The 15051-nt window shown below is 36.1% G+C and carries 14 protein-coding genes and 1 other RNA gene; 4 read left to right on the forward strand and 11 right to left on the reverse strand.

The window, feature by feature from the left end:
• Positions 1–217 precede the first annotated feature (217 nt).
• Positions 218–629, reverse strand: a transfer-messenger RNA (tmRNA) gene (gene ssrA / locus OO013_RS14745).
• Positions 630–735: 106 nt separating this feature from the next.
• A complete protein-coding gene (locus tag OO013_RS14750; RefSeq protein WP_266057686.1) occupies positions 736–1290 on the reverse strand; it encodes an outer membrane beta-barrel protein in 555 nt (184 codons plus the stop codon).
• 384 nt (positions 1291–1674) lie between these two features.
• Here OO013_RS14750 and dnaX point away from each other — a divergent pair, with 384 nt between their 5' ends.
• A complete protein-coding gene (dnaX, locus tag OO013_RS14755) occupies positions 1675–2769 on the forward strand; it encodes a DNA polymerase III subunit gamma/tau (protein ID WP_266057687.1) in 1095 nt (364 codons plus the stop codon).
• Between the two features lie 317 nt (positions 2770–3086).
• Positions 3087–3431: a DUF8439 domain-containing protein gene (locus tag OO013_RS14760; RefSeq protein WP_500796399.1), complete on the forward strand. Its 345-nt coding sequence runs from the start codon at positions 3087–3089 to the stop codon at positions 3429–3431.
• Between the two features lie 14 nt (positions 3432–3445).
• On the opposite strand, the gene OO013_RS14765 is transcribed toward OO013_RS14760, so the two are convergent.
• The 6 genes from OO013_RS14765 to ettA form a co-directional block, all read right to left on the reverse strand.
• On the reverse strand, positions 3446–3862 hold the full coding sequence (locus OO013_RS14765; RefSeq protein ID WP_266057689.1) for a response regulator: 417 nt from the start codon (positions 3860–3862) through the stop codon (positions 3446–3448).
• A 167-nt stretch (positions 3863–4029) separates the two neighbouring features.
• Positions 4030–6354, reverse strand: coding sequence for a LysM peptidoglycan-binding domain-containing protein (locus OO013_RS14770; protein ID WP_266057690.1), 2325 nt, complete (start codon positions 6352–6354; stop codon positions 4030–4032).
• Positions 6355–6442: 88 nt separating this feature from the next.
• Positions 6443–7087: an O-methyltransferase gene (locus tag OO013_RS14775; RefSeq protein WP_266057691.1), complete on the reverse strand. Its 645-nt coding sequence runs from the start codon at positions 7085–7087 to the stop codon at positions 6443–6445.
• A gap of 2 nt (positions 7088–7089) precedes the next feature.
• Positions 7090–8328, reverse strand: coding sequence for a M16 family metallopeptidase (locus OO013_RS14780; protein WP_266057692.1), 1239 nt, complete (start codon positions 8326–8328; stop codon positions 7090–7092).
• Between the two features lie 30 nt (positions 8329–8358).
• Positions 8359–9069, reverse strand: a complete 711-nt coding sequence (locus tag OO013_RS14785; protein ID WP_266057693.1) for a hypothetical protein — start codon at positions 9067–9069, stop codon at positions 8359–8361.
• Positions 9070–9075: 6 nt separating this feature from the next.
• The gene (gene ettA / locus OO013_RS14790) at positions 9076–10758 is read right to left on the reverse strand and encodes an energy-dependent translational throttle protein EttA (protein ID WP_266057694.1); all 1683 of its coding nucleotides are present in this window, start codon (positions 10756–10758) and stop codon (positions 9076–9078) included.
• Between the two features lie 224 nt (positions 10759–10982).
• Between ettA and OO013_RS14795 the strand changes: the two genes are divergently transcribed.
• Positions 10983–11204, forward strand: a complete 222-nt coding sequence (locus OO013_RS14795) for a DUF2795 domain-containing protein (protein ID WP_137089532.1) — start codon at positions 10983–10985, stop codon at positions 11202–11204.
• A gap of 32 nt (positions 11205–11236) precedes the next feature.
• On the opposite strand, the gene OO013_RS14800 is transcribed toward OO013_RS14795, so the two are convergent.
• Together OO013_RS14800 and queA are read right to left on the reverse strand one after the other, a co-directional pair.
• Positions 11237–11914, reverse strand: a complete 678-nt coding sequence (locus tag OO013_RS14800; RefSeq protein ID WP_266057695.1) for a 2-C-methyl-D-erythritol 4-phosphate cytidylyltransferase — start codon at positions 11912–11914, stop codon at positions 11237–11239.
• A gap of 57 nt (positions 11915–11971) precedes the next feature.
• Positions 11972–13024, reverse strand: coding sequence for a tRNA preQ1(34) S-adenosylmethionine ribosyltransferase-isomerase QueA (gene queA / locus OO013_RS14805; RefSeq protein WP_266057696.1), 1053 nt, complete (start codon positions 13022–13024; stop codon positions 11972–11974).
• Positions 13025–13152: 128 nt separating this feature from the next.
• Here queA and OO013_RS14810 point away from each other — a divergent pair, with 128 nt between their 5' ends.
• Positions 13153–14397 (forward strand): ABC transporter permease, encoded by a 1245-nt coding sequence (locus tag OO013_RS14810; RefSeq protein ID WP_305067240.1) that lies wholly within the window; start codon positions 13153–13155, stop codon positions 14395–14397.
• A 74-nt stretch (positions 14398–14471) separates the two neighbouring features.
• Here the strand turns inward: OO013_RS14810 and OO013_RS14815 are convergent, their stop codons facing one another.
• Positions 14472–14996 (reverse strand): YfiR family protein, encoded by a 525-nt coding sequence (locus OO013_RS14815; protein ID WP_266057698.1) that lies wholly within the window; start codon positions 14994–14996, stop codon positions 14472–14474.
• Positions 14997–15051: the final 55 nt, after the last annotated feature.

Genomic DNA, 15051 nt, shown 5'->3' on the forward strand with positions numbered 1-15051 from the left:
CCATACATAAAAAAAAGCAGCTACCAAATTAATGATAGCTGCTTATGCTCTTTTGAGGTTCATTTTGTGGAGCCGGATGGGTGGCCGAGCGTTTAAAAACACTCCTGTGAAGTGTTTTAGCGAGGAGCAGGCTTGAGGGAAGCATCCCTCCGGCCATACATAAAAAAAAGCAGCTGCCAAATTAATGATAGCTGCTTATGCTCTTTTGAGGTTCATTTTGTGGAGCCGGAGGGATTCGAACCCTCGTCCGGATAAGCGAACCTATGCACCGTCTACATGCGTAGTTGCCTGTCAGGTTTTCGACTGCAGACTGGAAAGGCAACGTTCCTATCTACAGCTTATCTGCTAGAGTTTCGCAACCACTTAGCAGCATCGTGGCGCTAGTTTTGCCTGATCGTCACCTCGATTCAGCGCCGACAAAACAAAGCGCTGTGAGATGTGGCTCGGGAGTCGATGTTTACCGTCGACTCAACCGTTTAAGCCCTTTCAGCTTCTAGGAAGTCTGAATTAGGCAGCCATGGCGTAGTTATTCTCGCCAATTATAGTTTAAGTGAATTGCTTACGGATGTACACTCACCACCCGGCACGCAAGTACATGACTCATCTTACCGTCAAAACCGGTCGGCCCCATTCGTTTATGGAGCACCCTCGTATTATTACGAGAATATAAATTCGAAGTTACAAAAAAAGGGCAGGAATAACCTCCTGCCCTCTTATATAATATTTTATCAGTGATTAGTATCTTCCACCACCGATTACTACTCCAAATTTAATTGATAAGTAGTTTTGGCTACCTAAAGCTTCATCAACACCTAATACAGTGTTATACTCAGCACCTAGTCTGATGTGCTTGTACTGGAAACCTACTCTTGGAGCAAATCCAAACTTAGTTCCACCAGCAACTACATCGTCACCAGTAGAGCTATCTGTGATAGTAGCAGTACCGATGTTGTAGATACCTAAACCAAGACCACCGTAAGGACGGAAATCGTTAGTGTTGAAGTAATATTTACCACCAACTAACCAAGATCCGATTGCTGAAACATCAGCAGTAGTACCGTCAGCAGAAACACCTGCTAATAATGCACCTTCATACTTTAAAGAAGCTTCTACTTGATCAGAAAATTTGTAAGCTGGCTCAACAGCGAAGATGATTCCACCTTGTAAAGTTTCACCAGTAGGGATTCCGTAACCGAAATCAATTCCTACACTAAATGGCTTAAATTCTTGTGCGTTAGACGCTACGTTGATAAATACCAATGCAGCAATTGCAAATAATAACTTTTTCATAGTATTGTTAAAAAATAAATAAGTTGAAAAATTTTAACTGCCGCAATGATAATCGAATGATTAAAATGCTACAAACTTATTTCGACGAAAAAAAAGACATTACAATTCAAGTCAATAATTTTAAACATTAAAAACACCGTTCTTAATCACTCATATTCAATAAGTTAACACCAATTAAGAGACAGATCGGCTCTTGCCTATAAAATAAATATTCTTTAAATAATCATACTAACTAAAACTGAGCTTCGATAAGCATAAAAATAAGAAATGAATTAAATGGTTTATGTGTATTTATTCCTGCTATTTAAAGGATCATTGTTTTTATAATAAGAAGAATTTTAATTTTTAGTCATCTATTTACTATAAACTTTTTATCTTGCAGCGATGGAAAATTTTGTAGTCTCAGCCAGAAAATACAGACCCAAAGGTTTTGACGAAGTTGTCGGTCAAAGTCACATTACTACTACGCTTCAAAATGCCATAGATAAGAATCAATTGGCCCAGGCCTTACTTTTTTGTGGTCCTAGAGGAGTTGGCAAAACGACTTGTGCACGCATCGTTGCCAGGTTGATTAATGGATTTGAGCAAGGTTCTGAAAAAAGTTCGATGAACATCTACGAACTTGATGCTGCTTCTAACAACTCTGTCGACGACATTAGAAACCTCGTTGACCAGGTGAGATACCCGCCTCAACACGGTGACTACAAAGTTTATATCATTGATGAGGTTCACATGTTATCAAATGCGGCTTTCAATGCTTTTCTTAAAACTTTGGAAGAACCTCCTCCTTACGCAATTTTTATTCTGGCTACTACCGAAAAACACAAGATCATTCCTACGATTCTTTCTCGTTGTCAGATCTATGATTTTAATCGTATCCAGGTAAGTGATATTGCTGATCATTTAAAGCAGATCGCTGACAGAGAGGAAATAAAAACCGAACCTGAAGCTCTCCACCTAATCGCTCAAAAAGCAGATGGTGCACTGAGAGATGCCTTGTCAATTTTTGATTTAATAGTAACCTTTTCTAAAGACAGAAGTGTCGATTATAAAACAACCATCGATAATCTTCACATCCTGGATTATGATTATTATTTCAAAGTTACTGATGCATTAAAAGATCAGAATAGTGCTCAGGCTTTATTAATTTATAATGAAATCATCAGTAAAGGGTTTGACAGCCATAATTTCATAAACGGTTTATCAAGTCATTTTAGAGATCTGATGATGTGTAAAGACAAGGAGACTATTAATCTCTTGAATGTCTCTGATAAGGTTAAGGAAAAATACAACGAACAAGCTCAGGCAGTTAGTCAATCATTTATTCTAAGTGCATTAAATCTTTGTAACCAGGCTGATATTCAATTTAAGAGCAGCAAAAATCAGCGATTGTTGATTGAGCTAACCTTAATGAAACTTGCCAATCTTCCGTCGGCATTATCGCTGGCTGCTGAATTAAAAAAAAAAGTAGTCAGTTAAGACAGGCAAAAGCTGAAGAAAACACAAGTGCAAAATCAGTCGAAAAGCCAGATCAAGGTAAGCCGTCCAAAGAGGACATCGAAATAGTTAAATCTAAATCTTCGAATAAATCTTTAGGCACTGAAATAAAAGCCGGGCTGAAAAATAATTTAAAGAAATCAGCAAAGCTGCCGAGTCTTGACGATCTTAAAAACAAAGTAAGTCAATCAGCTTATTCTGCTTCCAAACCTCAGAATGAAAAAGAGGGAATTGACAGAACACAGGATTTTGCAAATGATAGTCAGCCCAACGAAAAGCTTGCGTTTAATAAGGAAAATATAGAAACTGCTTTTAAAGAATTACAGGAGAAAGTCAAAAACTCAAGTGCCTTACTTCAAGTAATGCTTAAACAGCCATTCAGGTTGGGAGAAAAGGGGCAAGTAGTACTGAGCATAAATAGTAGTGTTCAGGAAGAATTATTTATAGAAAGGAAGGGAGAGATTTTTGGATATTTGAAAAGCCGCATAGACCACCCTGAACTTTCACTTACCCATGAATTATCATCAAATCAAGGATCTGGTAATAAATTATATACAGACAGGGACAAATTCGATTATCTTAAAAATGAGGTTCCTTTGTTACAATCCCTAATTGATAAATTAGGCTTAGACCCAGAATCGTAAAAAAAGAGTAGCACTTACGCTACTCCCATTTCTTTTATTTCCTGTAAAGCGTTTTCTGTAAGTGGTTTTGTAATAAATTTAATAACGTGGTCGTTATTAACGATCTTATCAATATCCCGCTTATTATCTGAGCTGGACAGAATAATCACTTTACACTTATCTTTTACAATTTCTGCGAATTTTTCAAACTCATACAAGAATACAAAGCCATCAACGATCGGCATATTGATATCCAAAAATATGATGTTTGGAAGCTTTTCAGGGTTATCCTTGTTTTGCTCGATATATTCAAGAGCACTCTTGCCTGAATTCTTTATTTCTACATTCTTCGCAAAACCGGTAATTTCGATAATACGCTTACTGATAAAATTATCAGTATCATTATCGTCTACCAGCATAACCAGATCAATGCTTTTTTCTTCAGCTGCCATTAACTACTATTTGATTTATTTTACTTGCTGATAATCAATTCAAATATATTAATAATAAAATAATAAAAAGTTAAAATGTAATGAATTGACTAAATAACTACCAAACAAGTTTAATTTATGATTTGACTAAAATATAAATTTCTACTCGATTGTAAAATAGTTCGAGCTTATTTTACTTTTTTAATTTTCAATTCTTCACCTTCACTAATATCAAAATCTGTCTTTCCATTCCAGTCCATTACCTGTTGTATCGTAACGTCATTCTCCCTGGCAATCTTGTATAAGCTATCTCCTTTTTTTACAATATAAACTTCATATCCTGACATTGACGGGTTATCTTTTTTAGAATTATCCATTTTCTTATATGCCCTGGCCTCGATTAGATCAGAGTCTATACTTTCACCTCCAAGAGGTATTTTAAGCTCCTGACCTATGCTTAAAACTGAGTCAATCGACAATGAATTTTTTCTTAATAGCTCACCTACAGTAACGTCATATTTCCGGGAAATTGAATAATATGTCTCCCCTTTAACTACACTATGTATGATTTTACTTTCAATGTCATGTTTATCCTCTTCTGTTATTTTATTTGTTTCTGATTTACCATTTTCTAAAAGATCAAAATCTTTTTCCTCAGTTGCTCTGGAATCATTCTTAATTTGCTCTTCATTTTGCTCTGACCTATTCATGGGATTAGATCCATAGCTTATTACATCCAACCCATCTTCATTCACCACCACTTTTGGTTGCAAACTATCAACAGCAATAACAGGAATTTCTTTATTAATCGAATGACTTACTTCTTCAGTGGAAGTAGGAATAGAATTCTTAACTGGTAGATCTACTTCATCTTTATTAGTTGCTATTTCCCTCTTTTCCTGAATTGTACTATCTGATGTCAAATTAGGCTCATCCGTCAAAACTATCTCTCTTGTAACTTGAGATTCTTCGACCTCCTCTACTTCAGCTTCTTTACTATTCTGATTAAACTCTAGTATTTTTCCGGCCTCAATATTTTTTGAATTTCCAGCAACCTGCTGAGTAACATTTTGCTGATTAGTATCATTTTGGTTTTCAGGTTTATCAAAAGAAATATTTTCAGATTTCACAAAATTATCCTCATCAATCGATTTATCATTTTCGTTAACAGCGAGTTTTCCAGACTCATTCACTGACAACGGCCCTGAAAAGTCGTCTGTTGGTTCATCTTTTTTAGCAAGGATGGTTTTATTAGTATCTTCGACAGGTATTAAATCTTGTGTTTGTTTGTATTTGTATGGTTCATCTTTTGGCCTTTTATCTCTTAGCCAGACAATTAAGCCTGGTTTAACATTGATATCATTTTGGCCATCAAGCCTGTTTTTCCTTAACAGAGATTTCAACCTTATCCCATATTTTTGAGAAACTTCCCAAAGGGATTCATCATTTTTTAAAGTATGGTAATGAACGTTAGCTCTTCCCTTTTTTCTTTCAGTATAAAAAATTTGGCCGTTTTTAATCTTTTCATCACCATCAATATCATTATATCTTAAAAATCTGTTTAGAGGTATAGCGGCATGGACTGCCAACCACTCAAAGGTATCACCACTTTCTGCCACAATAGCTTCTCTGCCATTTACTTTTAACCTGGCAGGAACTATGCCTACCACTGGATCAAGGCGTCTTTTGGATTTAATCTTATTGGATGCAGTGATTACTGTAGGTTCCGGAACACCTAACCGCTCGCCTTTGATATAATATTTAGCCTGGTCTTTTGACACCGGTACAAGTAAAGCCAGTTTTTTATCATCTGGTATGTTACCTCTTCTTAACCACTTATTGTAGGTCGTTAATTGCTCTTCAGAGACTTTCAGTTTTTTTGATACATCACTCAGGTCAAGGCCTGCTCCGTCATAATACTCAACAAGAACAAGATCATTAGCAGGCTGCATTCTTTCTTTTATTCCGTATTCAAAAGCTATTTTATGTGCCAGAAATTTTTTGACATACCAATAAAGATCGGCGTCGAGATTCATTTTTTTAGCTCCATACTCCCTCTTGTCAACAACTTTCTCAGCGCCTCCTCTACCCATTTGGTAAGCCTGCAGAGCATAGAGCCAATTATCAAAAAATGCATTATTGGTCTTTAAGTATTTTGCCGCGCCTTCACTTGCTCTAACGATATGCATTCGTTCATCAATACGCCTGTCAATCTTCAAACCAACTTCAAGCCCTGTAAAATCTTTAAACTGCCAGTAACCTACCGCATTTGATGAGCTAACTGCATCGCCTATTAAAGCACTTTCCTGTAATACAAGATATTTAAAATCTTCCGGAAGTTTCTGTTCCCTGAAAACTCGTTCAATCAAGGGGAAATACATTAACGCCCGATCTACTTTAATATTAAAGTATTTTGGATACCGAGTAAGATTGTCTACCTCAGCTTGAATCTCCTTCTGAAGCTTATTGCTTAATTTTAATTTAAGATCTGCGAAGTGAATGACTTCCGGCACTTTCGGTGACTGTGCAGAAACCGAAAAAATAAAGAAAAAACAAATTAAAAAACTCAAAAAAATCCTCATCGCTGCCTGTTATATCTGTTTATTTTTTTCTTAAAACCATTAATCCGTCTCTAATTGGGAATAACACATTTTCAACTCTTTCATCGTTGTGAACCCTCTCGTTAAAATCCATTATCGCCCGGGTGTCAGAATCTATTTTTTTTCCGTGCATTCCAACGACTTTTCCGCTCCACAATACATTATCCACAAGGATAAATCCTCCCTTATTTACATTTTCAAAAACCTGATCATAATAAAGATCGTAATTTTTTTTGTCTGCATCCAGAAAAACTATATCCCATTTATTATTAAGAGTAGGAATTACTTCAGAGGCAACGCCTTGAATCCTGGTGATTCTATCATTTAACCCGGCCTTTTCAATATAACGCTCTGCCATCTCTTCTATTTCCTCATTCTTATCAATAGTGAAAATATGTCCGTTTTCTTGCAGTCCTTCAGCAAAGCAAATAGCACTATATCCAGTATAAGTTCCTACTTCCAAAATAAATTTTGGTCTGATCATTTTCGAAAGCATCGCAAGAACACGCCCCATAAGATGCCCTGAAATCATACGAGGCATTAACACATTTAGATGAGTATCTCTATCTAATTCTTTTAATACTTCCGGCTCTTCCTGTGTATGCTCTACAGTATATTTATATATGTCTTCGGGCAAAAACTGCATTTTTAATGGTTTTGAGGTAAGAAAGTTAATAAACTTAATTGATCAGACTGTAAAATCTCATTTGAAACTTCAAGCAAATCCTCAGCGGAAATTGAATCAATCCGGGAGAAAATTTCTTTTAATGACTCTATCCTGCCAAGATCTAAAAGGCTTTTTGCCATTAAAAGCATGAGACTAACATTATTTTCTTCTGCCATAGCCAGCTGCCCCATAATCTGCCCTTTGGCTTTATGCAATTGAAGAGAACCTAATTTGGTAGTCTTTAATTTCTCAAGCTCTTTGTTGACAAGATTAATACATCTTTTTAATTGCTTTTGCTCGGTAGCAAAAAATATTGAAAATAGACCAGTATCTGTAAAAGACTGATAAGAAGCATCAATAGCATACACATATCCATACTTTTCTCTTATTCCCATGTTAAGCCTCGAGCTCATTGCCGGTCCACCCAGGATATTTGTTAAGGTGAAAAAAGGTAACCGTTTTTCGTCGTGAAGATTGTAAGCCTCACATCCAATTGCACAGTGTGCCTGTGTTGTAGGGCGTTTTATTTCTACATGCCTTGGAATATAATTTTTAAATTCTTCCCTATTAGATGATCTCACCCGGGGTTCGTGAATGGAAAGATATTTATCACACAGCTTCAGAACTTTTTTCCAGCTTATATTTCCAGTGATACTAAATACCATTCGGGAGGTATCCATGTTTTTCGAAATAAATTTCAAAAAATCATCCTTAGTGAAATTTAAAACACTTTGCTTTGTGCCAAGGATATTATTACCTAAAGGGTGACCTGAAAAAACAATTTCATCAAAATCATCCTGGATCGCATCTTCCGGGGAATCATAATACATGGACATTTCTTCCAGTATAACCCCCCTTTCCTTCTCGATCTGTTTTTCAGGAAAAACTGAATTAAAAGTTATATCAGAAATGATATCTACGGCTTTATCTACATAGGTGTCTAAAACAGAAGCATAAAAGCAGACCTTTTCTTTTGTTGTATAGGCATTCAGTTCACCACCCACACTATCTAATCTGCTTAAAATATGATATGCTTTTCTTTTTTTTGTTCCTTTAAAAGCCATGTGCTCCCAGAAATGAGCAAGACCTAATTCGTCAGGATCCTCATCTCTGGAACCTACATCTAAAACAATCCCGGCATGAACAAGCCGGGTTGAATTTATTTCTTTGTGAACTACTTTTATACCGTTAGGTAAAATCAAAAAATTAAAATCATCCATGCATCACAAATCCTCTCAGAGATTTAATTTTTAAAATGAGAATTTAGTCGGGCCACTTTCCCCTTCTTCCTCTTTTAAGATCTTAGTCTCGATAGTTACTTTTTTACCATCAGGAGACATCATTGCATTTTGATTCGAAATATTCTTTACAGGCTGCTCGAAAACATATTCAGTAGTATAAGTCATATCTCCGAACATCTGAGACATTTGCTCAAAATCCTGATCAGTCATTTCTTCATCACTTTCTTCACTCATTTCTTGTTTTAACTCACTTTTATCTAGAAATAAAGAAACCCTCTCGAAAGATTTTTTACTGTATTTAAAGAATTCTTTTTCCTGATAATTTTCATTCTCCTTCTTATTCATGGCATTTAAAGCATTATTTAAAGCTTTAACATCGGCGAAATCAAATTTTAATCCGAAATTAAATGTTTCCTCATCAGATATGGCTTCAACATTCGTAATTCCATCAACAGATTCGAGAAGTTCTTTGTCCTTCTGCATATCATCATCGAACTTTTTAGTCATATCTTTCGGACCTTCCTTTTTCTCATCATCAGTTTGAGTAGAATCCGCCATATTTTCAAAGGCTTCCATCATCGGCTTTAAAGCCGACATATCAATGGTGAAGGTATAAGTTCCGGAACCATCTTTTTTTAGAAAGATTCTCTCCTTGAAATTGAAACAAGAAGACATTAATAGTACAATGGCCAATAAAGAAAAAATGTGTCGTTTGTTCATGATCTGTTATTTAATAAGCTTCTTATATTTAATCCTCTTTGGTTGGGTGTCACCCAATCTTTTTTTCCTGTTTTCCTCATATTCGGTAAAGTTCCCTTCAAACCAATAAACCTGTGAATCTCCCTCGAAAGCAAGAATATGAGTACAAATTCTGTCTAAAAACCATCGGTCGTGTGAAATAATTACAGCACTTCCGGCAAAATTTTCAATGGCTTCCTCTAATGCTCTTAAAGTATTTACATCGAGGTCGTTTGTTGGCTCATCAAGTAAAATTAAGTTAGCGCCTTCTTTCAGAGTCATCGCAAGATGAACCCGGTTTCTCTCCCCTCCGGATAACTTTCCAACTTTTTTCTCCTGGTCTGAACCACTAAAATTAAATCTGCTGACATAGGCTCTGCTGTTAACTTTTACATTACCCAGTTCAATCCACTCGTTTCCTTCCGAAATAGCCTGCCAAACTGATTCATCTGGTTTAAGATCATCATGTTCCTGATCCACATAGGCCAACTTAACTGAAGAACCTGTTTCAAACTCTCCTGTATCTGGTTTTTCCTTACCAGTGATCAGGTTAAATAAAGTAGTTTTACCTGCTCCGTTTGGACCAATAACTCCAACTACACCTCCCTGAGGAAGGGAAAAAGAAAGATCTTCAAAAAGAACTTTATCACCATAAGCTTTAGATACATTTTTAGCCTCGATCACCTTACTTCCCAACCGTGGCCCCGGTGGAATGTATAATTCCAGCGAAGCCTCTTTTTCCCTGGCTTCCTGACCCACCATTTTATCATAAGCATTCAATCTGGCCTTTTGCTTGGCATGCCGGCCCTTCGGAGTCATCTTGATCCATTCCAACTCCCTTTCAAGAGTCTTTTGTCTCTTAGATTCAGATTTCTCTTCTTCGGCAAGTCTTTTTTGCTTCTGCTCAAGCCAGGATGAATAATTACCTTTCCATGGAATCCCATGTCCTCTGTCTAATTCAAGAATCCATCCTGCAACATTATCAAGGAAATATCTGTCGTGAGTTACTGCAATAACAGTACCTTTATATTGTTTAAGATGTTGCTCCAGCCATAAAATAGATTCAGCATCAAGGTGGTTGGTAGGCTCATCAAGTAATAGTACATCAGGTTCTTGTAAGAGTAATCGACATAAAGCAACACGCCTTTTCTCCCCTCCTGAAAGTACACTTATCTTTTTATCAGCAGGAGGAGTTCTTAAAGCATCCATAGCAATCTCAAGCTTTGTGTCAAGTTCCCAGGCGTTTACCTGATCAAGCTTTTCCTGAACTTCCCCTTGCTTTTCGATGAGTTCATTCATCAGATTTGCATTTTCCAATACTTCAGGCTCTGCAAATCGATTATTAATCTCTTCATATTCCTTTAAAAGAGCAACTGTCTCACCAGCTCCTTCTTCGATTACCTCCTTAACAGTTTTTTCATGATCAAGCTCAGGTTCTTGTTCAAGCATTCCAACGGAATAACCTTTACTGAAAGCTACTTCTCCTTGATATTCTTTATCAATGCCTGCGATAATGCGCAACAAACTGGACTTACCACTTCCGTTTAAACCGATAACTCCGATCTTTGCTCCATAAAAAAAAGATAAATAGATATCCTTAAGAACCTGTTTCTTAGGAGGATATATCTTGCCCACGCCGGACATTGAAAATATTATTTTTTCGTCACTCATATAGATTACTTCTATTAAAAAATATCAGATGATAAAATTGATATTTATATAATAAATTAACACAATTTTTCGATAGAATAACTAAATATAAAATTTGTCGTATTAAACTTTGCAAAGTTAGCGGTAAGATTTATATTCTTATTAGAAGAATCAAATAAATGGTTTGATTATTCAACTGAATTTTTATTTTTGCGGAAAATTAGAATCTATTAAAAGAGTAAGTTATGTATTGGACATTAGAACTTGCGTCATATTTAGAAGATGCCCCTTGGCCGGCAACTAAAGACGAATTGATTGATTTTTCAATCAGATCAGGAGCACCATTGGAAGTTGTTGAAAATCTTCAGGAACTAGAAGATGATGGACAACCTTTTGAAAGCATTGAAGAGATTTGGCCTGATTACCCAACCAAAGAAGACTTTTTCTTCAACGAAGACGAATATTAATTATATACCCCCGAAATAATTCGGGGGTTGTATTATTTTCCAATGAGTGACTCTGCGATCACAAGATCTTCAGGTGTCGTGATTTTTATATTGTCATAGTTCCCAATTATGACGTGAATATTCTGCCCTGCGTTTTCATATACACTGGCATCATCAGTAAAATTATAATTGTCTGCTTTTACGAAAGCTTCTTTGATGTCTTTGACTCTGAAAGTTTGTGGTGTCTGTACTAACAAATAGTCAGACCGGTTTACCGCCTGGGTGATATTTCGATTATTATCTGATATTTTCCTTAAAGAATCCTTGGGAGGAACACAAACTACTCCACTTCCATGTTTTTCAGCAGCATAAAAAGAATTGCGAATCACCTCCTCGCTGATCAAAGGCCTTACACCGTCATGGATAGCTACAATACCTTCTTCATTAATCTTTTTAAGACCATTTTCTACTGAATGCATTCGTGAATTACCCCCTCCTGCTATGATATGAGGAAGATCAAAATTATATTTTTCGCAAAGTTCATTCCAGTATGTATGCTGATTCACTGGTAAAACTAGTATTACAGTAATGCTTCCATTAAATGATTTATGAAATTTTTGAATGGTATGCATTAAAACGGGAATCCCGTTGAGAACCAAAAATTGTTTGGGAATGTCAGATTTCATCCTTGACCCTGATCCCCCTGCTACTATTACGACAAACTTTTTCATGACAAAAAAAATTCCGAACCTGTAAGGATCGGAATTTAATATAATTTATAAAATTATCTATATTATCAACATTGCATCACCGTAAGCATAAAATCTATAACCTTCTTTTATAGCTATTTGATAAGCTTCCATAATCAGGTCATAGCCTCCGAAAGCAGCAGCCATCATCAATAAAGTTGACTCAGGCAGGTGAAAATTTGTTAGCAATGCGTCACAAATCTTAAATTCATAAGGAGGGAAAATAAATTTATCTGTCCAACCTGAATTTGCTTTCAGTTCATTATTAGCTGAAACAGAAGACTCTAATGCTCTCATTGCAGTTGTACCTACAGCACAAATTCTATTTTTATTTGTACGAGCATTATTAACTATATCGACTGTAGATTGAGGGACAGTAAAGTTTTCACTATCCATCTTATGCTTTGTAAGATCTTCCACATCCACAGGTCTGAACGTTCCAAGACCAAGATGCATAGTAATTGGTGCTATTTCAATCCCTTTAAGCTCGAGCCTCTTGACTACATGAGGAGTGAAATGCAAGCCAGCACTTGGGACAGCAACAGCTCCTACCTTGTTATCATTAGCGAAAATAGTCTGATATCGCTCTCTGTCTTCAGCTTCAGTATCCCTTTTAATCTCTCTAGGTAAGGGAGTTTCACCAAGTGCATCTATAGTAGCATAGAACTCTTCATCGGTACCATCAAACAAGAATCTGATAGTTCTTCCTCTGGAGGTTGTATTATCAACTACTTCAGCTACAAGATCGCTTTCGCCAAAGTAAAGCTTATTACCTACACGGATTTTTCTTGCTGGATCTACAAGAACATCCCATAGGTGAAGATCTTTATTCAGCTCTCGAAGTAAAAATACTTCGATCTTTGCCCCGGTCTTTTCTTTATTCCCATACATTCTGGCAGGAAATACTTTTGTGTCATTTGGAACAAACACATCATCCTCATCAAAATATTCAATAATATCTTTAAACAGGCGGTGCTCAATTGTTCCTTCTTTGCGGTTTACGACCATTAAACGAGACTCATCCCTGTTTTCAGCCGGATATAACGCAATAGAACCTTCGGGCAAATCGAATTTGAACTCTGATAACTTCATATGTATATTTACACTATATTGTTCAAAATGAACAGAATAATTTAAGGTTGCAAATCTAATGAATTGTTTTTTATTTTCTTAACAATCATTTCTTACTTCTGAAAAACTCCTTTAAATAAATCATAAAGATGCTCAGGCAGTTATACGAAAGCTTTGTTTTTGCCTTCACGGCCTTGAAAACTAACTTACTAAGAACCACCCTCTCATTATTGGGAGTTACAGTGGGTATTTTCCTGATTATAGCCGTTTATACCCTGGTTGACTCACTTGAAAGAAATATAAAAGATAGCTTTTCATTTCTAGGTGCAGACGTGGTTTACATTCAAAAATGGCCTTTTGTCGGAGGGCCGGACTTTCCCTGGTGGGAATATATTAAAAGACCGCAGGCTACTTATCAAGAATATGAGCTTCTGAAAGAAAATCTAAAAAATCAAAATGGCGTTGCTATCATTAGTGAAATAGGCAATAGGACATTTAAACATGGATCTAACAGCATAGGAACGGTTAACCTCACGGGCAGTACCTACGATTATTTTAAATTACTGGATACTCCTATTGGAATGGGTAGATATTTTTCAATGCAGGAAGTTGAAGGTGGAAGACCTGTAGCGATTATCGGTCATACAGTGGCTACCTCACTATTTCCGAATGAGCCTGCTATTGGAAATGAAATTAAACATAGGGGCTATAAATTTAAAGTAATTGGGGTATTGGAAGAAGCCGGTGAAAGTTTTCTGGGTATTGAAAGTAATGATGAAAAAATCATAATTCCTTTCAAAGCTTTTCAGAAACTTTATCTAACGGGTAGTAAATATGATGGTAGAGAGGCTACTATTGGTGTAAGTGGTTTAGAAGAAGACGCTGATCTTGAACAATTAATATCAGAAATCAAAGGACTTTTAAGACCTGTCAGGGGTCTGCGACCAGGTGAAAAAGATAATTTTTCTATAAATAAACCTGAAGCCATAGCAGATGTAGTTTCCGGGGTTTTTGGTGTAGTAAATGTTGCGGGTACAATAATTGGATTGTGCGCTATCCTGATCGGTGGATTTGGAATAGCAAATATCATGTTTGTAACAGTTAAAGAAAGAACTCCATTAATAGGTATACAAAAATCATTGGGAGCAAGAAATTATTTTATTCTAGCCCAGTTTCTATTTGAATCTTTATTACTTAGTCTAATCGGAGGTTTTTGTGGTATTATTTTGGTTTACCTCCTGACATTTGTGCCACTGGGAAGCCTGGAAATAATATTAACTGCTAAAAATATTGTTATAGGCGTAATTATTGCCTCACTTACGGGAATTTTGTCAGGTTTAATTCCTGCAGCTAAAGCAGCTAAACTTGATCCTGTAATCGCAATAAGGTCCTAACACTAGAAAATAAATGAAATAAAAAAGCCGATTTCAATTAATGAAATCGGCTTTTTTTTAACAAAAAACAAAGTTTAAATCACAACAGCAACTTGAGTAAGGCTGGAAGAAACCCTTAACTTTTGTGCATCTATTACTGATTTATTTAGTTCGAATTTCAGCTTGCCATTAACTACAATGAAATTAATTGAACTACCTTTTTTACCTAACCCCCTATCTTCAGTTATAAAGAGTATTGGCTTTCCAGCTGTCTTTGCTTTATAAGAATCAAATTCTCTTGATTTATTTTTACCTAAAACTACAATCTGCAATCCATTAACCTGTGATGGATCACTTATTTGCTTTACAATTATTTTTCCTCCAGGTCTTGGCTTCCCGTTTAACTTCGAATTGATTTGCTGATATAGCGCATCATTTCCAGTTACGCCAATAACAAAATCCCCGGAATTACTAGAAGCTGGCCATTCGATATACTTTATAAAGTGATAAATGAACATCGACTGCACATCTTCCATGTCCCCTTGAGCGAATGTCGCTATTCCGACAAAAAAAGTAAGGACGAGAGAAAGCAGACCTTTCTTCACACCATTCATTTTCATAACTTAGATCAATTAGAGTGACAATTATCGTAAATTTATACAGTTTAAAATCATA

This window comes from Mangrovivirga halotolerans (assembly GCF_026241165.1).
In the GTDB taxonomy this organism is placed as follows: domain Bacteria; phylum Bacteroidota; class Bacteroidia; order Cytophagales; family Cyclobacteriaceae; genus Mangrovivirga; species Mangrovivirga halotolerans.